At 44.7% G+C, this 26,202-nt stretch carries 17 protein-coding genes and 1 other annotated feature; of the genes, 3 read left to right on the plus strand and 14 right to left on the minus strand.

All coding sequences use genetic code 11. The annotated features are described in order from the left end of the window. Positions 1-3: 3 nt before the first annotated feature. The 8 genes from LJD61_RS07200 to LJD61_RS07235 all read right to left on the minus strand — a co-directional run bounded on the left by LJD61_RS07200 (position 4) and on the right by LJD61_RS07235 (position 10,081). Positions 4-945, minus strand: a complete 942-nt coding sequence (locus LJD61_RS07200) for an ABC transporter permease (protein ID WP_255226852.1) — start codon at positions 943-945, stop codon at positions 4-6. Positions 946-951: 6 nt separating this feature from the next. Next, entirely contained in the window at positions 952-2,859 is a 1,908-nt protein-coding gene (locus tag LJD61_RS07205; protein ID WP_255226853.1) for a peptide ABC transporter substrate-binding protein, read from the minus strand. A gap of 228 nt (positions 2,860-3,087) precedes the next feature. Beyond that, positions 3,088-4,254 (minus strand): MalY/PatB family protein, encoded by a 1,167-nt coding sequence (locus LJD61_RS07210; RefSeq protein WP_255226854.1) that lies wholly within the window; start codon positions 4,252-4,254, stop codon positions 3,088-3,090. Positions 4,255-4,567: 313 nt separating this feature from the next. Then, positions 4,568-5,461 (minus strand): DMT family transporter, encoded by an 894-nt coding sequence (locus tag LJD61_RS07215; RefSeq protein WP_255226855.1) that lies wholly within the window; start codon positions 5,459-5,461, stop codon positions 4,568-4,570. Between the two features lie 35 nt (positions 5,462-5,496). Beyond that, positions 5,497-5,880, minus strand: coding sequence for an iron chaperone (locus tag LJD61_RS07220; protein WP_255226856.1), 384 nt, complete (start codon positions 5,878-5,880; stop codon positions 5,497-5,499). 643 nt (positions 5,881-6,523) lie between these two features. Further along, complete coding sequence (locus tag LJD61_RS07225; RefSeq protein ID WP_255226857.1) at positions 6,524-7,651, minus strand: hypothetical protein; 1,128 nt, start codon at positions 7,649-7,651, stop codon at positions 6,524-6,526. After that, positions 7,638-8,171: an RNA polymerase sigma factor gene (locus tag LJD61_RS07230; RefSeq protein ID WP_255226858.1), complete on the minus strand. Its 534-nt coding sequence runs from the start codon at positions 8,169-8,171 to the stop codon at positions 7,638-7,640. The genes LJD61_RS07225 and LJD61_RS07230 overlap by 14 nt, the downstream gene beginning before the upstream one ends. Positions 8,172-8,311: 140 nt before the next feature. Beyond that, positions 8,312-10,081 (minus strand): alanine--tRNA ligase, encoded by a 1,770-nt coding sequence (locus LJD61_RS07235; protein WP_408615005.1) that lies wholly within the window; start codon positions 10,079-10,081, stop codon positions 8,312-8,314. Positions 10,082-10,135: 54 nt separating this feature from the next. Then, positions 10,136-10,398: a binding site (T-box leader), on the minus strand. Positions 10,399-10,836: 438 nt separating this feature from the next. Here LJD61_RS07235 and LJD61_RS07240 point away from each other — a divergent pair. Genes LJD61_RS07240 through LJD61_RS07250 form a run of 3 tightly spaced genes read left to right on the plus strand, consistent with a single transcriptional unit; the run spans position 10,837 to position 12,662 of the window. Then, positions 10,837-11,496: a B3/B4 domain-containing protein gene (locus LJD61_RS07240; protein ID WP_255226860.1), complete on the plus strand. Its 660-nt coding sequence runs from the start codon at positions 10,837-10,839 to the stop codon at positions 11,494-11,496. Between the two features lie 57 nt (positions 11,497-11,553). Next, positions 11,554-12,111, plus strand: a complete 558-nt coding sequence (locus LJD61_RS07245) for a DUF3841 domain-containing protein (protein ID WP_255226861.1) — start codon at positions 11,554-11,556, stop codon at positions 12,109-12,111. Next, positions 12,087-12,662 carry a DUF3841 domain-containing protein gene (locus tag LJD61_RS07250; RefSeq protein ID WP_255226862.1) on the plus strand — a complete coding sequence of 192 codons (576 nt, stop codon included), beginning with the start codon at positions 12,087-12,089 and terminating at the stop codon, positions 12,660-12,662. Before LJD61_RS07245 ends, LJD61_RS07250 begins: the two co-directional genes overlap by 25 nt. 250 nt (positions 12,663-12,912) lie before the next feature. Here the strand turns inward: LJD61_RS07250 and LJD61_RS07255 are convergent, their stop codons facing one another. From LJD61_RS07255 to LJD61_RS07280, 6 genes are all read right to left on the minus strand, one after another. Then, a complete protein-coding gene (locus LJD61_RS07255; protein WP_255226863.1) occupies positions 12,913-14,115 on the minus strand; it encodes an RtcB family protein in 1,203 nt (400 codons plus the stop codon). Between the two features lie 265 nt (positions 14,116-14,380). Further along, complete coding sequence (locus LJD61_RS07260; protein WP_255226864.1) at positions 14,381-21,067, minus strand: immunoglobulin-like domain-containing protein; 6,687 nt, start codon at positions 21,065-21,067, stop codon at positions 14,381-14,383. A gap of 131 nt (positions 21,068-21,198) precedes the next feature. Continuing rightward, complete coding sequence (locus LJD61_RS07265; protein ID WP_255226865.1) at positions 21,199-23,169, minus strand: S-layer homology domain-containing protein; 1,971 nt, start codon at positions 23,167-23,169, stop codon at positions 21,199-21,201. 42 nt (positions 23,170-23,211) lie between these two features. Continuing rightward, positions 23,212-23,970: a hypothetical protein gene (locus LJD61_RS07270; RefSeq protein ID WP_255226866.1), complete on the minus strand. Its 759-nt coding sequence runs from the start codon at positions 23,968-23,970 to the stop codon at positions 23,212-23,214. Positions 23,971-24,009: 39 nt separating this feature from the next. Beyond that, complete coding sequence (locus tag LJD61_RS07275; RefSeq protein ID WP_255226867.1) at positions 24,010-24,690, minus strand: hypothetical protein; 681 nt, start codon at positions 24,688-24,690, stop codon at positions 24,010-24,012. Positions 24,691-25,011: 321 nt separating this feature from the next. Beyond that, positions 25,012-26,193: a winged helix-turn-helix domain-containing protein gene (locus LJD61_RS07280; RefSeq protein ID WP_255226868.1), complete on the minus strand. Its 1,182-nt coding sequence runs from the start codon at positions 26,191-26,193 to the stop codon at positions 25,012-25,014. Positions 26,194-26,202: the final 9 nt, after the last annotated feature.

Here is a 26,202-nt window from a genome sequence, read left to right on the forward strand (position 1 = left end):
ACCCTAGCCTTCACTTTCCGACAGTCTTATTCTGGGGTCTACAAGAACGACCAGCAAGTCCCCTAAAAACACACCTATGACAGATAAAGATGCATATATCAGAACCAAAATCTGAACCAGGTTATTGTCCATTTGTTTTATTGAGTTTATCAAAAGGCCCCCCATTCCCGGTATTGAATAAAGATTTTCTATAATAAGGGAGCCCGATATGATCAAAAGAAAATCAGAAGGAATTCCTATGGCTATAGGAACCAAGGCATTTCTCAGGACATGCTTTCTCATGATGTATTTCTTAGAGAAGCCCTTTACCTTCGCAAATTTGATATATTCCCGATTTTCCTCATCAACCATAAAGCGCCTCAGCCATATGGCATACCATGCTATGCTTGATATGGAGAGTGAAATGGCCGGCAATATCCAGGATTCGGGCCTGTCCTTATAAAACAGCATTGGAAGTCCAAAGATCTTGGATACCCAAACCTGAAACAGGAATAAATATATCAAGCTGGGAATTGCTCGGACGATAACGGCATACCCCGTTCCGAGATGGTCCGGAAGCTTATCCTTATACCTTGCCATCAGCATGCCCATAGGCATTCCTATGCCTATGCTGAGCACCATGCTGGCAAACCCAAAGGCAGCCGAGTAGCCGACCTTCTCCTTCAATATAGTAGTTATGCTAAGCTTGGGGTAAACGGTTATAGATCTCCCAAGGTCTCCTTGGGCCAGCTTCACCACAAAATTTTTGAATTGAGTGAGGGGCGGGTCAAGTACCCCCAAATTTTTGAGATACACCATCCTCATCTCTTCCGTCATGTTCAGATAATCTTCTCTGGTGAAATACCCCGAGGTAGGCATCATCCTAAGCATCATAAATACGACAAATATCACAAGGCAGATCGTTGCAAGGGACTGCAGCGACCTCCTCAATATATATCTTTTCATAGAACTCTAATTCCCCTTTGAAAATTTTTCTGCCATTTCTTTTTCATGCTGCACCTTCAGCTCATTATACTGCTCGATGGTTACAGGTTTATCCTGTATTTTGGCGCCCTTCATCTTGAATCTGGTAAGGCCGAAGCCGCCCATAGGAGTCTGGTACGGCAGCTCTTTGCTCATCCTGTATGAGCCTCCTCCCGTCATATAAGGCATCAGATATACATTGTCCAACATATATTTCTCAGCCTCCGAAAACAGCTTATATCTTTCCGCTATGTTGTTTTCCAAAGATGCCTTTCCCACAAGCTGATCATACTCAGGTATGTCATATCCGCCTTCATTCAAGCTTCCATCCGTGGTAAGCCTTGCCAGGTTTGCCGAAGGATCTGCGAAGCGGAAGCTGTAGGAATCGTCAACCAGATCAAAATTCATGGGTGAAAATACTTCGTCCTGGAAGCTTGTTGCGGAATAACCGACGATGACCTTTATATTCTCTTCTCCAAGATTCTGCTTAAGCATTTCAGCTATGAGCAAAGCTTTTTTAGTCTCCAGCGGATCTGTGGTCGTTGCAAGAACAAGCTCCACGGGAAGCTTTGCATCGGATTGAAACTCCGCTATATTCCCCATATCAACCTTTGCAGGTGACAATCCTTTTATGGTCCCATCCGGATTGCACAGCTCAGCTGCGGCTTTTTGCATATATTCCTTGGCCTTGGCAGGATCGTATGGGATATTTTCTTTGATCGGTTTCAGATCGGGATAATCCGTATAATCCACACCATTGGGATCTATCAGCGTATCTTCGGGAATAATAGTGTTTCTGACGAAAAATTCCGGGTTGTCAGGCTCGTAAAGAGCAGATATCTTCACCCTGTCTATACCATAAAGCAGCGCTTTTCTGAAATTAACATTGTTTATAAAGGTTCTGAATTCCTGATTTTTTGATATGAAGTTCATCGTGAACCAAAATGTGACCGTATTCTTATCCTTCAGATAGATATACTTTTCCCATTCGCTGCCCTTTAAGGCCTTCAGCTGATCCGCCGTTATGGAGCATCCAGTGAGCTCGCCTCTCTGGAACATCTCAAGACCTGTTATCTCATCTCCGACCCTCTGGAAATTCAATTCTTTGACAAAAATATTGTCTTTATCCCAATAATGCTCATTCTTTGTGAGCACTACCAGCTTATCTCTCTCCCATGTGGATATATAGTAACCACCATTATAAAGCATCTTGTCCATTGACGTGCCGAAGTCTTCCCCAACCTTGTCCAGAAATGCTTTCTCTACGGGATAGAACAATTCGATGACCAGGTATGAATTGAAAAAAGGAGTAGACGAATCAAGGCTGTATTCCACCGTATATTTATCCAACGCCTTGACCCCCACTTTTTCATCAAAGGATTTCAAAACATCTTCGCGGGTCTTGCCTATATCTTCTCCGTCGTCAATATCCGCAAGATCCCAATAATAATCATACAATCCGCTTATGACCTTGCTTATAGTGCTGATATTCTTGGCTCCGTTTTTGGGATCTGCAATATATCTTATACCCTCGACAAAGTCATCGGCCGTTACTTCATACTCGGTCTTGGCACCGGTGTGATCCACCCAGAATATACCTTCTCTGAGCTTATATGTCCAGACTGTGTAATCATCATTCGATTTCCAGCTTTCCGCCAATGAAGGTACGATCATTCCGTATTTATCGTTTTCAACCAGCCCGTCGATAGAATTGGCAACCATAGTATAGGCTGAAGTGGATGACAAGTTGTAAGGATTTAATGTCTTGTATTCAGTGGAAAAAGTTGTGCGGTAAACATCTTCGTATTTCACTTCAGAGCTTGTTTGGCTTGAACATCCTGTAAAAGCTAAAGCCGCCATGCTGATAATGACCATCCATACTGCCAGTCTTTTCATAGTTCCTTCCCCCTTTTTGTTTTTAGATACTCCTTGAACTTATTAATAATTATAAGCAATATCTATGCCATAACGGGAAGCCTTGAAACATAAGGGCTCTGCAAAAGCATTTTTATAATGGTGCCTATTTGGCGGACATTTTCTACCAATAAGCGCCAAAAGAACTCCGGCTATGTACATCGAAAGCAGTGAGCACAGCCGAATAGCTGCATTCACTGCTTCTTCAAATCATATTGCCAGCGCACCTTTGATCCTGTTGAGCGCCTCAATGAGTACAAACCTTGGGCAGCCTAAATTTATTCTGACAAAGCCTTCTCCGTTTTTGCCGAAGGTTATACCGCTGTTTAACGCTACTTTGGCCTTGTTTATTAAAAAGTCATCTAAATCTTTCTGCTTTGAGAAAATCTTTCTAAAGTCCAGCCAGCCTAAATATGTAGCCTCCGGCTTTCTATATTTGACTTCGGGCATGTTTTCTTTTATAAAGCCTTCCATATAGTCGGAATTCTTCTCTATGTACTTTAAAACTTCCTCCAGCCACTCTTCTCCATATTTATAAGCTGCTTCCATGGCAGTGAGCCCGAATATGTTAAGCCCTCCTATTGCAACACCTTCACTGATTTTTTCATACCTCTTCCTCATATCCCCACCGGGTATCAGCACTATGGAGGATGAAAGCCCCGCTATGTTGAAGGTTTTGCTCGGTGCCATGGCCGCCGCTGTTATGCTTCTGTATTTTTCATCCAATGATAATATAGAGGTAAATTTATTTCCCGGAAATATTAAGTCTGAATGGATCTCATCGGAAAATATTTTCACATCATGCTTCAAACAGATGTCTGCCATTTTTCCCAGTTCTTCCTTACTCCAGACTCTGCCTATGGGGTTATGAGGGTTGCATAGTATGAAGAGCTTGACATTGTTATCCTTTATCTTTTTTTCGAAGCTTTCAAAATCTATGGTATAGTATCCATCCTTTTCTATGAGCTCATTTTCTATCAGCACCCTGCCATTGTCCTTTACGCCGGAATGGAATGGAGGATACACTGGAGTTTGTATCATCACCTTTTCTCCTTCTTTTGTATAGGCAAGTATTCCAAGGCAAAATGCTGTCACTATCCCCGGGCATGTCAATATCCACTCCGCATCTATATAAAGGCTGTTTCTTTTGCTGTTCCATTCTATAAAGGACTGGAAAGTCTTCATAGAGTCCAGGGGATACCCAAAGACTCCATGCTTTGCTCTTTCTATTATTGCTTCAATTATCTTCGGGCTTGATTTGAAATCCATGTCGGCAATCCACAGGGGCAAGACATCATCCCGCCCATAAATGTCTTTCAGTCCATCCCATTTGACACAATCGGTATTCCTTCTATCCACCAAAACATCAAAATCCATTAGTTCTCCTCCTTATTCTTTTTAAGCATATTTAAATTTTCTTATGATTTAACTCGTTGTGCTGGCTGATAACAAGTATAAAGCTTCGAGGCTAAGACTTTGTAAGCTTGTATAGGGCTGCGTCAAAACTAACAAACTCTAAGCCTCTTCACATTGAACGAGACTTCATTCAGTGGGGTTTCAACTCCACTGAATGTTAGTCGAGTCCATGCTGGACTTAGCCGTCCTTAGTATTAGCCTCCTATAGAGGCGGGTTCTTAGGGCGGGTTAGTTCAGTGAAATACTCTTTTATCATCTACCATAACGAGTTAAATTATAAAAATAATAGGATCACTCCTGCTATGGAAATAAAGGCTCCTGCTATCTCTTTCGGGAGTATCTTTTCTTTAAATATCATGATTGAAATCGGTATTATGAGCACCGGCGATACGGATGTTATGGATGAAACAATGCCTGTCGCAGTATATTGAACTGCCAAAAGAGAGAATGTGACTCCGATGAAGGGCCCGAATACGGCTCCTATGGCTATCTGGCCTATTGCCTTCCTGTCTTCAAAAGCAGCCCTTATCTCCAGCCATTTATTTTTCATTGTTATGATAACGGTAAAGCCTATGAAGGCAGCGATCAGCCTGATCTGTGTCGCCGCAAAAGGATTGTATGAGCCCATTCCAAGCTTGCTGAAAATAAGCCCGAAGGCTTGTCCTAAGGCCCCTATGCAGGCATATGCAATGCCTTTCACCGGACGATTGAACCGGATTTTTTTCTCCGCAGGGTTTCTGCTAAGTATTACAAGGCATATGCCTCCCATGGTGATAAACATCCCTGCCAGACCGAGGATAGAAATCTTTTCTCCCATGATCAAAAATCCTGCTAATGCGGTTATAGGAGGTGCTGCGGACATGATGAGCAGCGATATTCTTGACCCTATTTCCACATATGCTTGAAAGAGGAACAGATCACCTAGCACAAAGCCTATCAAGCCCGATATCAAAAGCCAAAACCATGTGTGTGCATTTGCATCAACAGGAAGGGCAACGCCTCGGGAAATAAACGAACAAATTCCAAGCAAAAAGAAGGCAATGAATAGTCTTATATAATTTACCGACATAGAGCCTACTTTTTTACCTGCAGACTCAAAAGCGATCGCATTGATTGTCCAGCATATGGCCGTAGCCAAAGCTGCCATTTCTCCAATATGTGACTGCATACTTTCCTCCTCTGATGCCGATTCGGCATATAAACCTATTTCTTCTTTTCCAATTTCTCCTCTGCTGATTTTTTGTTCTCGGCAGCTCTGAATTTAACTATATTGCTTATCAATTCAAAGGGCAGGGGCTTTGCTATGGGGAACTGCACCGCTCCTTTAGAGCTTTTATATTCCGCTAATTCATCCTTAAATGCCTCGATTCCGCTGGGAGCAGGATAAAATCCTATATGATTTTTATGCACGGCAAAATGCACCAAGTTTCCATGCAGTACAAAAGTAGGCATTCCCCAGCTAATCTTTTCCCCCGCATCCGGTGCCGCTTCTTTTATAACTTTTCTTAGCTTTTCAAGCCTTTCATGAAGCTCAGGAGGGCTATTCATGATATATTCATCTACCGAATCAATCTTATTTTCTTCCATGCTTTGATTCCCCCTCTTTGTAAATTCATTCATTGATCACTGAACTAACCCGCTCTAAGACCCCCGCCTCTATAGGCGGCGGGTGCCAAGAGCGGCTAAGTCCAGTATGGACTCGACTAACATTCAGTGGGGGTTGAATCCCCCTCTGAATGAAGTCTCGTTCAATATAACATTAGCCTCGTTATATTTAGCATAAAGTGTTTTTCCTGTTTTGGCAATAAAAAAAGGGCTTCCAGGTTGATTTCATGCATAAAAGCCCCATAGTCAATAGCATCCATGTATAGTCACGTATAGTATATAAAAATTGATGACACTAATTCACTGAGCCTAAGAAAATCCTACGCTTCCCAAAGGTCATCCGTGACCTGGAAAGCTTGCTCGGCGTCCGTGCCTCGCTTACGGCTTTTCTAAGGCTCAGCTCATAAGGGTCATTGGCAATTTTTATATAAGCATACTTAGTCTATACATGGATGCTATTTTACTGTAGTGTGATATGGGATTAGTTAAACATTTCTGTGTCTTTCAGTGGTTTCCGTCCCCCGGCCTGTTCAGATATACATACCATTCTGCTTATCGGTGCTGTATCAACAAGTTAAGGACGCTTTTTTAAGCGTCCTTGTATGCTTTCTTGTTGCCGCAGTGATCACCTCTTTGCATCCTCATTATTCTTCCTATATGTCATGCCTTTGATGACCCCATCAGCATCTCTTGAAAAAACAATAATGTTTTTTGTATGTTCATCGCCGCCCATATAGATATTGTTGGAGAAGCCAACCTGACCTTCATCAAATAAGATCTCCAAAGGAGTTCTGGTTTCATGCCCATCGAAGCTATAAGCGATGATGCCTTCCTTGTCCGGAGCAATTTCTTGCACGGATTCCGGAATAATCGCAGCTCCTATCAATAAAGTTTCCAAATCTACCGGTTCCTCATCTATATCCTTCTGATCCGATGACTGCTCATCGGATAATGTCTGAATATATTTTTCGGCCTTTTCGTAGTCTCCTTTTGATGGATCAATGGGCAAATCAAACAAGAGATTGACTCCTTTATAATCAGCATTAGGGCTGATCTCTCCTGTTTCCGAGTCAAAATTAAAGGCATTGATATCATAAAAGGTATTGGAAATAACACCAAGATACAAACCCCTGTCTGCAAAAATTTCTATACCGTCGCATTCCACGATTCGATACATTATCCCGTCTCTTATAAAGGCGCTGTATCCGCCATTCATTGTAAAGATATTAATGTCTTTAGGATTTTGGCCTTTTATGAAAGGTGAAACGAGAAAGGATACTTCGTCATATTCCGGATCGTCCATTCCCGGCATCGGCGCACCATTTGCTTTAGCAATAGCAACTACCGCATAGGTTCTATCCGGATAGATGTCTTCCGCTGAATGTTTAAAATCGCTGAGCTCTTTGCCGGATACAATCCCAAGCAAGCTCACTTTATAATCACCGCTGACTTGAGTCTGATTTATAGCTAAAGCATCTTTCCCTTCAAATGCGATGGCAAGACTTTTATCTCCTAAATTCTCCGCAACCTGTTTCGGTGTGAGCAGCTGCCATGCGGCAAATGCCGAAACAGACGTTACTATGACAAGTATCGCAAATATTATCGCAGCGGGCATTTTCTTCCTATTTCCCCGTTTCATCCGATTTTTCTCTCTCACCTGACGGATAATCAGCTGGTTCAAACTGTCATCCGGTTCATCGTTTGAAGAAATAGCCTGTCTGAGCAATTGGTCTAACTTTTCAAAATCCTTCATAGCCATTGACCTCCATATATTCTTTAATCATTTTTCTGGCCTTGTAAAGCCTGCTCTTTACAGTACCTGCAGGTATCTTGAGCGCAGAAGCGATATCCTCAACCGGCAGCCCGGCAGTGTAATACATATACAGCGGTATTTTAAATTTGTCATTCAATGATGCCGAAGCCATATCGAGCATTGCATGAAGTTCATTGTTCAGCGCAACATGCTCCGGTGTGGCTCCATCGATCATATCAGGTGCATTATCAAGATCATCATGAAATGCCACCATCTTTGCGATCCTCTGCCGCCAGCCGAATTTTCGCCGCTGATTCTTCCATGTATTTGCTGCTATAGATATAAGGAATATCTTTGGATTCTGGGTATCATCTATTCTATGGCACAGTTCCGTGGCTTTTAAAAAAGCCTCCTGATAGAGATCATCTGCTTGGTGCTTATCTCTTGTCAGTTTGCAGCAAAATCCATAGACATCCTTGCCGTAGTTCTCAATTAAATGACTCAATTCCTCTACATCCAATCTGCTGTTTCCTCCTTTAGCTCAGTTTGACGGCGCCTTCAAACTTTAATGGGTCATATATTGATTAACTCCTCACCTGTATATTGTAATAACTTCTGATTTGGTTCAAAAATTTTATATTTCTTCCCTTATATCATAACTTATCCGATGGTTGCTTTGATCCTCCTTACTCCTGAGGATGAGCTTTCTTCCTTCTGAATCTTAAACCTCTTGAGCTCTCCCGTATTCATAGCATGGGGGCCTCCGCATATCTCCTTTGAATAGCCGGGAATGGTATATACCTTTACAGCTTCTCCATACTTGCTGTCAAAAATACCGATGGCACCCTCCGCCTTGGCTTCTTCTACAGTCCGCTCTTTGCATTCAACATCAATTTCTTTTAATATTGCCTCATTGACTATTCTTTCGACTTCTTCCAATTCTTCCTTCGTCATCTTACGATGAAAAGAAAAATCAAACCTCAGCCTTTCTGCATTGATATTACTGCCTCTTTGGTAAACGCTGCCCCCTAATACAGCTCTGAGAGCTCCGTTCAGCAGGTGTGTAGCTGTATGCAGTTTTGTCGTCTGTTCACTATTATCTGCCAGGCCTCCTTTAAATTTTTCACCTGCACCTATCCGGGATTTTTCCTGATGCTCTCTATATTTTTGTTCAAACTCCGATATGTCTACATTTATTTTTCTTTCTGAAGCAAGCTCAACAGTAAATTCAACCGGGAACCCGAATGTATCATATAACTTAAATGCTAACTCGCCGCTTAGATTGCTTCCCTCATCCAGATTGGAAAAATACCTCTCTGCCATTTTCAGACCGCTGTCCAAAGTCTTTGAGAACAAATTGTATTCCTTTTCAAGCTGTTCTAAAATATAGGCTTTATTTCTTACCAATTCAGCGTAAATTCCTCCATATTCTTCAATGACTGCTTCCGCGATATTGCATAGGATATTTTCGTTTATGCCCAGTTTTTTTATCATACGAATGGCGCGCCTTATCAATCTTCTCAGGATATACCCCTGCTCAGAATTTGACGGTGCGATCGCTTTCGGATCTCCTAAAATAAAAGCCGCAGCTCTCATATGCTCGCTGATTATCCTGAACATTCTTGTATTGCCTTCATCGCAATCCAAATCGGTCAGGCATTCAATTTTTTTCATGATAGGCCGAAACAATTCCGTCTCATATACATTTTGAAATCCATTCATGATCGTAAGCACGCGTTCCAGACCCATTCCTGTGTCAACATTTTTCTGTGAAAGCTCTGAATATCCTCCAGCCTCATTTTTGTTGTATTCCATGAAAACATTGTTCCATATCTCCACATATTTTCCGCATTTGCATGCCGGACCGCAATTATCCCCGCATTTCGCTTTCCCCATATCATAAAAGATTTCTGTATCAGGTCCGCATGGCCCTGTTCTCCCGGCAGGTCCCCACCAGTTCTCTTCTCTTCCATAGAAAAAAATCTGCTCTTCCTTCAGCCCATTTTTCATCCATAGCTCTGCTGCTTCCGTATCTCTCGGAACTGCTTCGTCCCCCTCAAATACTGTCACTGCAAGCTTCTCAACAGGTATTCTTAAATATTCAGTAAGGAATTCATAACTCATCACGATAGATTCTTCCTTGAAATAGTCCCCAAGAGACCAGTTCCCGAGCATTTCAAAAAATGTCACATGAGTATCGTCTCCAACATCATCTATATCGCCTGTCCTGACGCATTTCTGAATATCAACCAGCCTATTCCCCTGAGGGTGTTTTTCTCCCAATAGATAAGGAACTAAAGGATGCATCCCTGCCGTCGTGAACAATACGCTTGGGTCATTATCAGGAAATAAAGAAGCTGAGCCTATCTCTTTATGGCCCCTTTCTTCAAAAAATTCCACATACATTCTTCTCAATTCATTTGCTTTCATAGCCATTCCCCTTTCTTTTTTCAATAAAAAAGCCCCAAGCTGATATTTCATTCAGCTTAGGGCGAACTATACGGTCCGTGTTACCACCTAAATTCAGAGATCATCTCTGCACTCTGCCGGTACGAGGCCATTTATACTATCATAACCCGATACCGTGTTCCTTTTAACGGCGGAAGCTCCGACGAAGCCTACTAAGATCACTCTTTTCGGTTCATAGTTCCGAGACTGCTTCAATATAACCTTTGTGAAGATTCGCACCTTCCATCTTCTCTCTGCGACTCCGGCCAATATCTACTCTCTCTCTTCATAACCTTTGCATTTTAAGTTGTATAAAAGTTAACACAAACATTGACATATGTCAAGATTATCTTTGACACTTTTAAATGCTTTTATCACTGAACTAACCCGCTCTATACCCACAGGGCACAGGCGACCCCCGCCTCTATAGGCGGCGGGTGCCAAGAGCGGCTAAGTCCAGTGCCCCAGGGCACCTTCTCTTGCCCTTGCGGGGCAATTCACCTTGTATGGACTCGACTAACATTCAATGGGGGCTCCCATCCCCCTCTGAATGAAGTCTCGTTCAAAAATCCCAATCCATCTTCCGATATATGAGATATTTTCAATTTAAAGTTCAAAAAGTGTCATTTTACTTAATACAATTTTCATTATATACTAAAACTATAAAAGGATAATGGAAAAAAAGCAGGCGCAAAACCTGCAGGAGCCTGATTCACTATAACAAAAGGAGAAATAAAATGGACGTCAAAATCTCAAAAGAATTGTCTGAGTTACGTCCGGGAGCAGCTTTGATGGTGCTGAGCTACGAGGCCGAGGTTAAAGAAAGCTCTGCTGAACTGCTTGCTTTATTGGATAAAACAATAGACAATATCCACAGCCGCTATACAATGACGGATTTGGCCGAGCTTATACATATCAAAGATACCCGTACTGCCTATCGCAACCTTGGCAAATCTCCCACAGCATACCGCAATGCGGCGGAAGCAATGCTCCGGCGTATCGTAAAAGGGAACGGTTTATATCATATCAACAATGTGGTGGAAATAAATAATTTGATTTCTATCACAACGGGATATTCGGTAGGATCTTACGATACGGATTGTTTATCCGGCACAGTAGAATGGAAGCGTGCTCCCGACGGTGAGAGCTATCTGGGAATCGGCAAGGACATTTTGAATATTGAGCATCTCCCCACCTTATATGACGAAAAAGGAGCTTTTGGGAATCCGACCAGTGATAGCCGCAGAGCAATGATTTCTCCGGGTATACATCGGATTTCAAGCGTAGTTTATTCCTTTTCGGGCAACCATGAATTGGATTTAATTGCATCTCAGTATCAAGAATTGCTTATTGCTCATTGCAGGGCAAAGGAAATTGATGTTAAGATTATAAGTTAATGATATAGACATATTGCCTTGCAGGCCTCTATACTAAAGGAGAGGAGGTTAAAACCGATGAACAGCATTACAGTCTGGACGAAGCAAAATGAAAATGTCGCCAAAGAACTTGACGAAACCGGCAGGTATATAGCTAAAAAAGAATATATTTTCAAGGATTTGGATGAGCACGCATATTTGGTGTTAGAGGCTTATAATTGGCTGGTAAAAAATACTCCCGGCACCGCCCAAAAGCCGGATGATGCAGAATTCCCCATATGGGTATCTTTCACAAGGGAGGCAACCATGCTTCCCAGTACGGGAACCATAATACTGGAGCTTACATTGGATCCCTCCTTGATCACGAGAGTGAATATCGACAAGTGGGGGACAATCCTCAATTATTCCTATATTCCGGCAGATGAGCAAGATGCCAAACACCACCGGCAACTTCTGGAGCAATATGGGATAAGCGATGCCAAAGCCTATATGTCCCAGTTTTATCCTCAGATAAAAAGGAAAATCATTGACAGTTGGAGCCGATTGTTCGATGAATCTATCGTTATTGGCAGCAATAAAAATTATGGTAACATATGGGAGGTAAAAAAGGAATGGGTGACAAAGATAATACGGTAATGCTTTATTCCTCGCAATCAGAGGTTGTAGTGAGCATTCTTGAACGGGATGGTATTTGCTTTTCCAAGCAGCAATATGTGGTAAAAAAATATGAAGAAAGCGCTCCGATTTTTGTAGCGGCATACAGTTGGTTTGCCATGGAAGCAGAAGAGTATCTTCCAAAGCCGGAAGGAGCTGAATACCCTTACTGGGCTTTTAGAGATTTATATAGTATTGAACAATCAACAAACAGCAGGATTTTGCAGCTGTGTATTCCAGCAGATGAAGCGATATTTTTCGATATGTATGACTGGAACAAGATACTTTGCCTTCAATATATCGGCGAGACCAAGGCTGATGAGGCACGGTTCAGTCAAATGCTTGCCGACTATGGAATTCGGAATGAAAGCGATGTAATCCTCACAAATTTTTACCCCGACATGAAGCGTCAGGTGCAGGATAGCTGGAAAAGGCTATTTCGCCATCATGAAAAGATAAAGTCAGGAAATACCGACGGTGTAGGAAGTGTGCAGGCCGGATTATGGCAGCTAAAAAAAGAGTGGATTGTGTGATCTGCTTTAAATACTATCTAATTTGCCTTCAAGTATCCAATAAAAAGGAAATGAAAAATGTATATTTTGAAAAACAGTTCCTCCCATTTGGTTTATGACAACTGCCGTAAGTCTAATAGGACAGGTATAATCTTGAATTTCAAGAACTTTTCTTCCGATGTTCCTTTTATTCAAAAAAATACAGCCCTACAAATTAATATTTAATGAATATTTACTTACAGGGCTGTATTTATGACCAATCAACAATATCCTATTCCGCTGCTTTAAAATTATATATGGGTATTATGTTATCTATAATTTTCACAGTATCGCCTATATTTCTTACTATATCATCCATAGGCTTATACGCAAGAGGGCATTCATCCAAAGTTTCTTTATTTACAGAGGTTGTATAAATTCCTTCCATGGTTTCTTTAAATTGGCTAAGTGTAAATGAGCTCCTGGCCTGTGTTCTGCTCATAATCCGCCCGGCACCGTGAGGAGCCGAGAAATTCCAATCGGCATTCCCTTTACCTATGCAGATCAGACTGCCGTCACGCATATTTATGGGGATTAAAAGAATCTCGCCCTTTTGAGCTGAAACAGCACCTTTCCTTAATATCATATTTTCTGTATCAATGTAATTATGAACAGTGGTAAACTGTGAAGCAGCCTTAAGCTTCATACCCTTTACAATTTCCTGTATCATAGCCTTGCGGTTAAGATCTGCAAACCTCTGTACAATTTTCATATCATGGATATAATCCTTAAAAAGCTCTCCTGAAGCATAAGCCAAGGCCTTGGGTATATCGGTGAGAATCTCTGCCTTTTTCCTTTTCAGCTCCTTCTGTATTTCTTTTTCACGTCCGGAAGCTTTTAATTCGGCAATCAAGCCTTCAAGGTCAGCCTTGGTATTCTTATTAAGGGATTTAAAGGCTTCTTCCTGATAAAGGCTCGCAACCTCGTGCCCCAAATGGCGGCTTCCGGAATGGATGACGATATATAAGCTGCCCTCGCTGTCCCTGTCGGCTTCAATAAAGTGATTGCCTCCACCAAGTGTGCCTATGCTGCGCCTCGCCCTTATCAGATTTACCTCGCCTTTGCATTTCAATTGGCTCAGATCTATTTCATCATTGAAGCTGTGCTCCTTATCCCGTATATTAAATCCGCTGGGAATCTTCTCATAGATCAGCTTATCCAGCTTCTGGAGTTCTATGTGACGGTCTTCAAGCTTTATGACCTCCATGCCGCAGCCGATGTCAACGCCCACAAGATTTGGCACGACTTTGTCCTCAATGGTCATTGTGGTCCCTATTGTGCAGCCAGCGCCGCTGTGGACATCGGGCATGATGCGGATAACGCTGCCTTTTGCAAACTCCTGACTGCATAGGGTTTCAATCTGACCCACGGCACCGGGTTCTATATTTTCCGTATATACAATAGCGCTATTGTATTTTCCTTTTATCTCAAACATAGGGGATTTCCTTTCATTACATTCAAATATCTGTCGCCGTTCTATGCAACTTGACAGCCATTGCTTCTATTCTATGAAAACTAAGAATATAAGTCAATATTCGATGATATTTGTCGGTACGCCAAGCTCTATCCCTACAGTACATGAATGCTATTTCACATATGGGAATAAGTAAATGGTATGTATAACCGTGCTCAGATATACATACCATTCTGCTTATATACCCCAATAGATTTCTTTTACTTTGTTGCCGTCCATCCCGGCTTCAGCTTCGCACCATGCCCTCACCGATGACAAGCTCCACAAACCGGCGCAGGATGGTCGAAGCCTCCCCACGGGTAGCATTTCCGGCAGGATCAAAGCGATTGTTATTTTTACCTATGATAACGCCGCTTTGCTGTATGGCTTTTACCGCTTCTTTTGCCCATGAACTGATTTTCGCATCATCCGCAAAGGTGACGGCCTGAAGTGACACAGGCAGCTTATAGCCTGCGTATTCAGCATAATTTACCATCATAACCGCCATCTGCTCACGGTTGATCACGCTGTCCGGGCCGAATTTCCCGCCGCCAATGCCCTGCACTATCCCATTTTTCACCGCCCATTGGATATAGGGCATAGCGGGATTTGCGCCTGAAACATCGGAGAAGCTGCTTTCCTTGTAACCGCTTATGTCTGCGCCGGACAATTTACCCAATGCCATAAGGAAGTCCTGGCGGGTAATGTCCATATTGGGAGAAAAAGTGGTCGCACTCGTGCCTGAGATAAGCCCGCGACCGGCAGCAAAGTCAATGTCATCCTTTGCCCAGTGTTTTGCAGTATCGGTAAATACAGGAGGCGGAGTTTTGTAGCCTACGCCGTAGGCTGCCATCTTATTACAAGAAAAGATAAGGCGTTTATTATCATAGCCGGAGTTCGTGAGCAGGGTTTGCTTGCCGTTTTTATCCACATGCACGCCGTAGAGATTGCCGCTCTTCTCCATGCTTGTGAGGGTATAGGCTATACCCAGCGTAATCATACCCTTTTTGAGGTCGGAGACATATGCTCTTTTGCCGTCCTTCTGATAGCTGACGGTGACGTCAAACACCGGCCGGCTTCCGATGAGGCCCTTCGCCGCATCAGAGAGCTTTGTTATGGGTGAAGCGTTAAAGCTCACATTGCCGGCTGACCGCTTGTTGACTTCCTTGATCGCCTCCGCATCCAGTGTAAAGCTCACAAGGGGGTTGTTCATGCCAAACAGCTTCGCACCCTCCCGCTCCAGCCTGTCAATGGCAGCGGCTTCAACCGTAATGGTGATGCTTCCCAAACTCTTGCCGAACAGGATATTGAGCGCAACGCCGATACCGTCCGCAGTTTCACCGCCTGCCTTTGCCTTGGCCTGTGCTCTCTCAATCAATGCCTTGGTCATTGCGTCGGTTATGGCGATGGCAGCGTTCCCGTTCGTGCCGATTGCGGCATTTATGTCCATTGATGCTATCGTCGGCTGATTGGGCTTTTTGTCGGTGGTGATGTTCCAGCCGGCTGGAGGGGTGTAGCCGCTGCCGGAGCCGGAACCGCCGCTGGAGTTTCCTCCGCCGCCGTTATAGCTCCAATTGGCCGTGACGGTCACGTTTTTGGCAGGCATGGCAAAGGTGGTTGTGGCACTGCTTGCATTAGCAAAGGCAACACCATCAGGAGAAATCCAGCCTGTAAAGCTGTAACCACTTCGGCTGCCAGCATGGATGGTAACAGACGCACCTTGTACATAGCTTCCTGCACCGCTGGCTGCCGCATAGCTGCCGTTTACAACCACTTTGTAAGATGCTGGGGGAATCGGCTCGAAAACTGCCTTTATAGTTACATTTTCTGCGGGCATGGTGAACTTGTTTTCCGTGATGCTCACGCTGCCGCCGATAACTTCCCATGTCTTGAATTTATAACCGCTGTTTGCTGTGGCTGCAAGTGTGATCTCTGTGCCTGGGGCTGCCGAGCTGACATTACCTGAATTGACCATGGCCCTTGCTATACCGTTGCCGTCATTTTGCACAGTGATGGAGTAAATAGCGGGCGGCAGAGGTTCATAGGTTGCCGTCAGTGTAACCGCTTGGGCAGGCATGGTAAATTGTGCCGTAGTATCTTTTACTCCCGTACCGTTTACAAAGAAAATACCGGGAGAGTATATCCATCCCTCGAAACGCTTGCCGGATTCCGGAGTATTTGCTGTAATCGTAACAACCGTACCCGCTGCCGCCGTTGACATATTTGATGCACCATTGTTGATGGTTATTGAGTAGGTTGGTGCGCTCACCGTCACGGGGAAATCAGCGGCGTAATCTGCGCCATGGGAGCCGCCTCCTGCAACAGTAGCGCGTATTACTGCCGTTCCGGCTGCTGTTGTGCGAAGCGTATCGCCGTCGATAGCTGCCCCTGTGCCGCCGGCATCCCTTACGCTCCAGGTGATGACCTGTATCGTAGCGTTCGCCGGAACGACTGTAGCCATCAGGGTAAGCGGCGCTCCCGCCGTTGCACTTGACGGTCCGTTTGTGATAGCTGTCACAGGCACATGAGAGGCTGGTATTGCCTTGACCGTCAGATTAAAGTTCTTTGTGCGGGTTACGCTGCCCTTGGTGAGGGTTGCAGTCAGCATAACGGTCACATCACCCATTGATTGCCCGGGACGGAGCACTCTGCCATCGGTTGAAATCAAGTTGCTGTCGCTTGCCCAGCTTATGCTTACTCCATTGCCCGGGGCATAGCTCAAATCCAAGTCGGATATGATATTATCAAAGGCTGTATTAGCATTTTTTATTTTATCAAAGGTAAGTGCATTCAGAGCGTTTTGCACATCCTCAATATCTTGATTTTCGTAGGCAAGCACACACACTATAAAGGTTTTCCTGTCGACAGCCGCATTCTTTGTAAATGTTGCAGTCAGATAGACCACCTGATCGCCGTCTGCCAAGGCAGGGCGGGTGACTGTGCCGTTACTGGCGATATACTGAGGCTTGCTGCTCTGCCAGCTTATATTTACTTCACTCGATGCAGATAATTCTGTCATCAGATGCATATTCATTGTGATGCTTCCCAGACTATTGTCTGCATTATGTTTTATGCTGTTAGCCCAGAGAGCAGCCTTGGCTACAGCCACATCATGGGCATCGGTATCTGACGAGACTGCGCTCATATCGGACTGAAGCACCAAGCCACGCTCACCCACTGCTAGGAAGCAATTGGGGCCTGCCGTGACGCCGTTTAGGTTGGTGTACATATCATTATCTGAAGACTGGGAGTTTAATTCTAAGCCGGAGGGCTGGCTATACCAAGTGATGCCGCCATCCGCCGAAGCTATAATGTTTCCCAACTCTCCAACGGCTATGAAGTTGCCATTAGAGTAAGCGATGCCCCTATTGTATCGGTCAAAAGCGATCTCGGCTATCGTCCAACTATCACCCTTATCGGAGGATAAATAGACCTCTCCCGAGCCGCCCACCGCAACGAATTTCCCGGCTGCGTAGATCATGTCAGTGGGGTATTTTGCGAATCTGTGTAGATCTGTGGCTTGGGTCCAATTCGTGCCATCTGTTGATCTATATGCCGCACCGTTTTTGGTCAGCGCTATAAACGTACCATCCCCGTATGCCACGGCGTCAAAGCGTACCAGGCTGCCGCTGGCTGCGGATATCCAGCTTGCGCCATCAGCCGACACAAGCACCACCGAACCAAGGGAGCTGTCTCCCCCGATTACAACATACTGGCCCCCGCTGTAGGCGATTCCCTTTAGCTCATTCGTCGTTCCCGAGGTTCTAACCGTCCAGTCTTTACCGTTTACTGAGGTGAGAATAGTTCCATTCTTCCCTACTGCGATGAACTGGCCGCCCAGATATTCCACCCTATTCAGATCTTTCGTAGTCTTTGAAATCTGGAGGGTCCAGTTAGTTCCATTAGTTGAAGTCTGGATGACTCCCTTAACTCCCACCGCTACAAAGAGGCTATTGTTATAAGCCACGTCATTCAGCGTCCAGGTGCTGCCATTGTTGCGGTATTCCCAGCCAATGCCCGTGACAGCAGAGCTATAGATGCTCCCATAGCCATCCATGGCTACAAGCTTAGTGCCATTGGAGGCGGCCGCATTAAAGCCATCTTTCCCGCCATCTGTATTTTCGGTCCAAGTAGCACCGTCTGTTGAAATTGTGATAAAGGCGTTGTTACCGGAATTAGTGCGACCCGCTGCAATAAATCGGGTTCCATCAAATTCTACAGAGAAAAGAGATGAATAAGTTTTAATTGAAGTATTGAGTACTGTCCATATTTCCGCGTTCGAGGAGGTGCAGATGAGCGAGGGGCCACTGTCCTTACCGCCCACGGCCACTAAGGTCCCATTGCCATAAGTGATATCCCATATGGTGTTATTGACGTCTCCATGGGCCCAGGTCCAGGTTTCACCGTCAGCAGAGGTTAAAATGCTGCCTTTGTACTGCTGGCCGGTGTCTGATCGCCCTCCCACGGCCACGAACTTGGTTCCTGTATAAGTGATGGACAAGAGATTCGTTATCTTGCCTCTTTCTTGGTTCAGCTTCCTGCTTTGCCATGTTTCGCCATTGTCAGTGGAGATTAAAACATTGCTGTCTCCGCCTACGGCCACAAATTTTCCGCTTCCAAAGGCGACATCATTAAGCTGCTGTGGGGCCGCTGCTTTTTCTGTCCAGGCATCTCCGTCACCGGAGGTATAGATTCGGCTGGAGTAGTCGCCTGACGTGCCCACTAAGACATAGGTTCCATTCCCATAGGCAACGCCCTTTAATCGGTCAAACTCGCTTCCCACATCCACCTTAGTCCAGGTTTCGCCATCAGCGGATTTCAGCAGCGTGCTGTTGTAGCCTACAGCCCAGAATGTGCTGTTAAGATACTTCATATCCTCTATGGGACTGCTGGACGGCAGTGAGGCTTTTTTCTCCCAAGCCGGATTGCCTGTTGTACCTGCCGGTACTGTGTTATCCTTCACCCAGACGGTGCTGGTGCCGTTACCTGAGCCGTAAGTGAGATAACCTTGTTTACCAGTAGGCGTTGTTATATCGCCGGAGGTATAATCATGTCCTGAAATGCGGATATACTTATCGATGCCATTCAGCGAACCCTCTATGGTGATATTGCCTCCGCCACTGATTTCACAGCCCGTGGTTCCCGATACATTTCCTTTAACCCATGCTGCTCCCAAATCACACACATATACCCCGGTGCTGTTGTTGGAGGTTGCGTTGCCATCAACCTGTACGATGCTGTCTTCATCAGTGGCATAAACCGCATAATTCTTGGCAGCGGCATCAGTTTTGACTGTGATTCGTGACTTGGTGCGGGCATCGGCGGCACTGCCGTAGTCAGCACTCTGCTGTGTACTGGTTACAGTTACATTGGAATTCGACCATGCCTGTACTCCGTTAACATTACCATTTACATGCAGTTCTGCTGCACCGTCAAGAGTGATAGTGCTATTGTCAACATACAGCCCGTATTCTCGGTAGTTCTCCACATTGCAGATACCAGGTCCTGAAAAGGTGATGGTACTGTTTTGAACTTTGAGGGCTTGCTGAACCCAGGCATTAGAAGAGTTCATGATAGTCAAGGTATGGTTATTTAAATCAAAGCTGATCTGCTTATTGGCAATGCCCAATACCGGAATTGCTGTCCCAACAGCATCACGGGTCACGGTAATATCCTGCAGCAGCCGGATGGTGGTAGGGGTTGCATCCTCTACCGCAGCCAGGGCTGCATCCAAAGTGGGATAAACGGTTGTGCCGATGGCGCAGACACCGCTCGGCGGAGCCGCCGATTCGACTGTGACCGGCAAAGTCAGCTTAAATTTCTGACCACCGACTTCTGAGTTCAGCACCAGACTGTAGTTTCCCGCAGCCGTGGGCATCATGCTTACCGCGGCTGTGCCGCCTAAACCGCTTGAGATTGCCTCTAACTCAGCGCTGGTAGCCGCATCAACCGCAAAGGTCACCCCGTTATAGGCTCCCGTCAGCGATACAGTGGACTGCTGTCCCTGGATTGCGGCGAGCGGAACGCCGGGGAGTGCCGTGAGAAATGCCCTATAATAGCCAATAGTATCATAATAGTACACTCCCGGAGTGGAACCGCTAAAAGTTACATTTCCAGCAGTAATGTTAATGGCAGCGCCATTAGCGCCTGCTGAAACCTTGCCGAAGAAATTGCCGCCGGTCAGATATGTGTCTTTGCTCAGGGCATACAAAGCGTGAGCGCTCCCAGTAATATCACCGCCGGAAATATTGATCCAATCCTTGGAACCAATATGAACAGCATATGTCCCGCTCATCGTCCCGCCGCTGATACTCGCTTGACAATCGGTTCCCCCAAGGCGGATCGCATTTTCCGTCCCGTTGATTTGCCCGCCGCTGACAGTAACGCTGGCAGACTTTCCGTCTATGCCTATCCCCCGCGCTCCTGTTATAGTACCGCCCTTAATATTTATCTGTCCGCCCTTGCCAGCCGGTACATAAACAGTTTTGGCACTTGCTCCCGTTCCTGCCAAGGATGCTGTGCCCTCCAAGGTAAATTCTCCTTCCTCTACCTGGACTACAGAATTGCCGCTGCCCGTGATCCGAAGATCCCCGTTGAATGTTACCTCCGCATCATTGATAATGGCAATGTTGTTTGCTCCTGCAGTCAATGTTGAGCCATTATCCGAAGTAAGGGCAATGTTTTGGCCAATAGTCAGCGGACTGATTAGATTGATGTTATCATCAATGTTAATTGTATAGTCTTTATAAACTGCATTAGCGACAGTGTCCCTTAGCTCAGCCTCAGTTGTAACGCTAACGGTACCCGCAGCCAGTGGGGCTGCATTTCCCAAGGGCATTCCTTCTGCACTCGCCGTCACGGGCGATAGAGGCAACATGAGGCATACCGCCAGCAAGGCGGATAATATTCGGTTTCTTATAAAGCAAAATCGCATAACTTATTCTCCTTTCATACCTTATAAATTTAGATATAACTTTATCCTTATCATTGCAAAAAGAGCTTTTTATTTTAAAATGCCAGATCTTATCAAAACAGCTTCTTACAATACCCGGAGCCGAAAAATATTTATTCTTTAAGCTTATATTTTAAGGCGTTTGCCTTATCAACGAGGGGGGGTGCTGCACCTTCCTGTCCAATCAGAAGATACTTCTCCGATCCCTCTATTATGCTATTGAAATATGCCCAGCTGTCAGGCAACTTTTCCTCGGCGCTCCAGCTCTTGCCGTCATCATCGCTTTCCTCGGCAACCCTGTCGGTAAGTGTGAGAACTCCGTCCTTTACGCTGTAGCTTCCTGTTAAATACATTGCGTTTGACCAGATCACCAATGCTGTATAGGTTCCGTCCCCCTTGAAAGTATATATTTGTCCCAGGCCTGAGGCTCCGCCTTCATATTTCCCTGAAACCGCATTGAATGTTCCCCCGGACAGGGTACCGAGGACCCATGTCCCTGCAACCGAATTGGTGCTGCTTCCTGATGGAGCGGCGGTGCTTATATCCTTGAACTGCTCATAGGAGCGCACGCTCATGGCAATAGCCTGCTCTCTTGTGGTGGTGGCATAGCCTGCTGCTGTTTGTGCCGTGGTGATAGCCTTGGGCATAAACTTGCCGTCCGCGCCTTTTATGATCCCGTTCTTGCTCATAAATTTCACATGCTCCGATGCCCAGGGGGATATGTCCTTCTCATCCGTAAAGCTGGGAGCTCCCGCAGCGGAGAAATCTTCACCGGGTGCCATAACCCTTATGGCGCGGCTCAGCATTGTGGCAACCTGCTCCCGGTTGGTCAGCGCTTTAGGTGCAAAGGTGGTTGCAGATGTACCGGTAGTTATACCAAGCTTAAATGCTTTTAATATCTCGGCATTAGCCGTATCTGTAAAAGGATTTGGTGAAGCAGCCACTGCTGTCATATTAGTTGTCTTTTCATACAGCTTTACTGCCAGTTCTGCAAATTCCTCTCTGGTTATAGGCTTTGTCATGTCGGCCCCTTTCAGAGAATCGGGTATCAGTCCGTATTCATCCGCTTTTTTCAGTTCTGCCGCTGCCCAGGTCGAAGCCTCGCTCCATGCAGGCATATTGTGGGATATCACATTGGAGAAGGGGCCGTATATATCCACAGAAGTAGTGCTGTCAATGCCTGCCGGCTTGTATCTCCTCAGATCCAATGCATAGCATACCTTTATTTCATACCCCTCATCCTCATAGCTTTGCTTTGAGTTATCAACAGAAAAATAATCGCTTGCCTCCACATGCAAAAGCTCTGAATTGACCCATTCATAGCGTATAAATTTAAAATCCTTATCTCCTGCTCTTCTCATCCATATTTCGGCTCTTACAGAGCTTCCGGACATGGAATGCAAGTCCTGTACGTCTCCGGGATGCTTTTCAAGCTTGATATCAAAATACGGTTCTCCGCTTGCCGTAGCCTTCAGATCTGCATACAGCAAAGTCGGCGCATGATTTATGAGCTTATTGTAATCTGCTTTTATATTTGCAGATAGGATAAATTCTTTGGACCAGGGAGATAGAGTATAGGTTTCTCCATAATCAAAGGATTCTGCAAAACGCACCCGGAAGGTTATGAAGTGGCTTTTCAGATAATCCCAACCCTGCTCTTCAAATTGCTTAAAGCTTTCTTCCTCTTCAAATATTCCGGTCATGCTCCATCTGTCGCTGTCCACGTATCTCTTCCCGTTGGCAAAGGTAAAATAGTTACTATTTCTGCTATTGGGCATGGTTTTCGGCGAATCCCAACCGGGTATATGATGCCAGCTTCCATTATCTATTTTGTAATCTATCTGGAAGTGGGGTGAAAAGCTTTGTTTGTTATCCGGATCATCTGCCGCACGCCTTTCTATATAGTCGCGCATATCCTCCGGTACGCTGAAGGTAAAATACAAACTGTCACTTATATAATAACCAACCCCGAAATGCTCCGGCGCACCGAATGAGACCGGAGGCTCTATATCCGCTCTTAAAGTAACAGCCATTGCGCAAATCATTATCATAGCTAATAATATTGTTGATATTTTACGGTGCATACATATTCCTCCCTTATAATTTGGAATACTTTATTTGCAGTTTTAGTTCAAAAGCATTAAATTTAATGTAAAAGTAGCAGAGATATTATTGATTTCATATACTTCTATGCTTGCTTCATACTTTTTGCCTTTCCATTCAACAGTCTTGGTGATCATAGAAGCATCCCCGCTCCAGCCGTCTTTAATTAGAGTGTCAATGTAAGCATTGGCTTTTTCCTCATTTATACCTTCACATTCATAATTCATATACCATACCTGTCCTGTCACAGTCTCAAGCAACTCCATCTCTCCTATGAATGTACAGTCTGGAGGAGGTATTATACCCGGAGGCAGCTGATCCTTGGGCCATGCGCCTTCTTCTGCCGTATAAAGAACCATTTGCAGATGTTCATCTCCTTGCCAGGAAAATCTTATGCTGTAGATCCCTTTTCGTGCTTCAGGCTGTTTGCCGCTCTCGACATTCCACCCTAAGCTCTTGAGATTATCTAGATACTTGTTCAAAGCATCTTCGTTTGTCTTGTCTATCTTGATATAAAAGTCCTCACCGTCTCCTCCTGAATTGACTATCTCTCCCTCTTCATATTCCGGAAGTTCGGCAGGGACTTTATCTTTTGGCCATTCTTTGTTCATCAGGGTTTCCATAGTTTCCATGGCATTTTTCACAGCTTTTTCAGTATCCTCCGCTGCCTTGGTTTCAGCCGTCCCACCGCTGCTTTGTTCTGCAGCCGGTTTGCTGCCGCAGCCGGAAATCATGGTTATAAGCAAAATTGATATGAACATGATAGAAATTAACCTCTTCATAATATGATCATCCTCCTATTATAGATTTACAGTCTTTCATTATTTAATCGGCTCGCCTGTCAGCTGGCCTCTGAAATATCCGCTAAGCCTCAATGCCGGCACCTCTACAAATACATCCAGATCGCTCACCAATATGCGCATAGGGATAGCTTCTATCCCTGCCGCGGATTCATTCTTCTCTGCTTTTTCCCCTTGTATGCCATGAGCTTGTATATTAAGCAGTCCGGTTCCTTTCATATCAGGAGATATCAATGCCATGCCGTTATAGTCCCTTACCGGCTTTAGTGGGGGAAGAAAGCCCTCCATATGTTCATAAGTGTAGTACTCTTGAAAGGTCTCAGCATCATGGGGAACTACATCAAATTTCATAGCCTCGGCATAGGCCTCCATCTTAAAGCCTCCTAGCATTTTTATCACCTCATTGGAAAGCTTGGATGCATCCATTTCCACTTTGATATTGGCATTGCCCAGGTATGTCCCGCAGATATCAGTACCCCCCTGCTTATCAGCGGCTAGCACCAATGTATAATTGACCGTCATTCCGTCCTTCTCTACAGGAATAGTATGATCAACATGCAGCGTCCACTTGGCTTCTACAGGTGCCGACGGAGCAGTACTTGGTTCACCATTGCCACCGGAATGGGGTGCATCCGCCGTACACCCTGCCAGCATGCACGCAACAAGCAGCACAGATATCAATTCCATAATTTTTAATTTCACTGTCCACGCCCCTTTCTTTTAACGAGACTTCATTCAGTGTTAAGATATAAAATTAGCTTCAAAACACCAAAATAAATTTGATGCGGGTCTGCTTTTATTTTACAAAACAGACATCAAAAAAATATAAAATGAAAAATAGGGCTGGTATGCCTACCAGCCCTTTAAAATCAATATGTAAGCCGTTTCAAGCTTATTTTTTCATAGTGAAATTGAGTAAAATATTTTAAAATTGATAATAGCGGTCAGATTACAGCCAGATAGATAAGAGCCGTATATATGATGATTTTCAAAATACGGCTCAAATTGAAAATATATAAAGCCTTATTGCATCAGATTTTTTATTTCTTCGCAATCATTAAATGATGCAAATTTCTCAAGACATATATTGATCTGCTTTATCAGCTTTTTTGTCTGTCTAACTCCGGCTTCAAACCATATATTTTTAACGATCAGGCATTTGGCTTTCCTGTCATTTACAGCCTCGATCCTGCCGACAAACCTGTCCCCATAAAGCACCGGCAATACATAATAGCCGTACTTTCGCTGAGGCTCCGGCGTGTAAATCTCCCATTTGTACTCGAAGCCGAACAGCAGCTTTATCAGCTTCCTGTCCCACAGCATATTGTCCAGAGGAGCTAAAAGCTCACATCGTTCCTTGATCTTTGGGTTTTGCAATACTTTTTCAAGAAGGCCCCTGTCGCCTTCAACACAGTAAAGCCTTTCTTTTATGTTCTCTACGCCGATCTCTATGATTTTATTTTCTTCCAGCAGCTGTTTAAAAATTTCACTGCGATCATCTGCTTTTAATTCCCAAATATTAAGCCAGGCATCGGACGGCTTGTTCCATAAAAGGCCTATGGCAGCAATCCTCCGCAGCACACGCCACTTCATATGCTCAAATTCGTCCGGATAAGGGTCCGGCTCCTTCAGAATTTCCACAGGAATACAATTTTCGGCAAGGTCGTAATATTTTCTTGTCCCTATTTTATGATGAACAACAAGCTCCCCGCGGAAATACAGACTTTCAAGGGCTGCTCTGGACAGCTTTGTGTCGCTCCAATACCATTTTACAGTATCTTTAAAGTCTAAATCAGAAGAGGATACCGCCCCCTTCTCCCCGATGATCTCCTTTATGTCTTCGCATACGGCATTGACCTCAGCATGGCTGCGCCCGCTGCTCCTATATGCTTCACGGTACCGGGAAAAATATTTCCAATCAGATAAGCTCATGATGGCAAGGTTCTTATCGAAGTAGTCGATCAGCTTTCTGTCCTCATACAAAAGCTCATAAAGCATTTGCTTTGTAAAGCCTTTGACCCTGGACTGCAAAACCAGTTCGGCATTTTTACCGCATACGTCTATAGGGTCAAACTGAATACAGCCCGCTTGATCCACATAGTCAAGTATACCCTGCTTGCCGGTAAATTTATATTCGCCCATCAGCCCATGCTTTAGCAGCATAAAACGGCGGGCCTGCTCATTTGTGAGGGTGAATTTGCTCATAAAAATTGC

This window comes from Lutispora saccharofermentans (assembly GCF_024363565.1).
Lineage (GTDB): Bacteria > Bacillota > Clostridia > Lutisporales > Lutisporaceae > Lutispora > Lutispora saccharofermentans.

Coding starts and splice junctions, on each gene's coding strand:
- LJD61_RS07280 (WP_255226868.1), bottom strand. CDS start 26,193: ATGAGCAAATTCACCCTCACAAATGAGCAGGCCCGCCGTTTTATGCTG.
- LJD61_RS07240 (WP_255226860.1), top strand. CDS start 10,837: ATGGACGTCAAAATCTCAAAAGAATTGTCTGAGTTACGTCCGGGAGCA.
- LJD61_RS07265 (WP_255226865.1), bottom strand. CDS start 23,169: ATGCACCGTAAAATATCAACAATATTATTAGCTATGATAATGATTTGC.
- LJD61_RS07200 (WP_255226852.1), bottom strand. CDS start 945: ATGAAAAGATATATATTGAGGAGGTCGCTGCAGTCCCTTGCAACGATC.
- LJD61_RS07245 (WP_255226861.1), top strand. CDS start 11,554: ATGAACAGCATTACAGTCTGGACGAAGCAAAATGAAAATGTCGCCAAA.
- LJD61_RS07220 (WP_255226856.1), bottom strand. CDS start 5,880: ATGGAAGAAAATAAGATTGATTCGGTAGATGAATATATCATGAATAGC.
- LJD61_RS07255 (WP_255226863.1), bottom strand. CDS start 14,115: ATGTTTGAGATAAAAGGAAAATACAATAGCGCTATTGTATATACGGAA.
- LJD61_RS07250 (WP_255226862.1), top strand. CDS start 12,087: ATGGGTGACAAAGATAATACGGTAATGCTTTATTCCTCGCAATCAGAG.
- LJD61_RS07270 (WP_255226866.1), bottom strand. CDS start 23,970: ATGAAGAGGTTAATTTCTATCATGTTCATATCAATTTTGCTTATAACC.
- LJD61_RS07225 (WP_255226857.1), bottom strand. CDS start 7,651: ATGAAGGATTTTGAAAAGTTAGACCAATTGCTCAGACAGGCTATTTCT.
- LJD61_RS07235 (WP_408615005.1), bottom strand. CDS start 10,081: ATGAAAGCAAATGAATTGAGAAGAATGTATGTGGAATTTTTTGAAGAA.
- LJD61_RS07205 (WP_255226853.1), bottom strand. CDS start 2,859: ATGAAAAGACTGGCAGTATGGATGGTCATTATCAGCATGGCGGCTTTA.
- LJD61_RS07260 (WP_255226864.1), bottom strand. CDS start 21,067: ATGCGATTTTGCTTTATAAGAAACCGAATATTATCCGCCTTGCTGGCG.
- LJD61_RS07210 (WP_255226854.1), bottom strand. CDS start 4,254: ATGGATTTTGATGTTTTGGTGGATAGAAGGAATACCGATTGTGTCAAA.
- LJD61_RS07215 (WP_255226855.1), bottom strand. CDS start 5,461: ATGCAGTCACATATTGGAGAAATGGCAGCTTTGGCTACGGCCATATGC.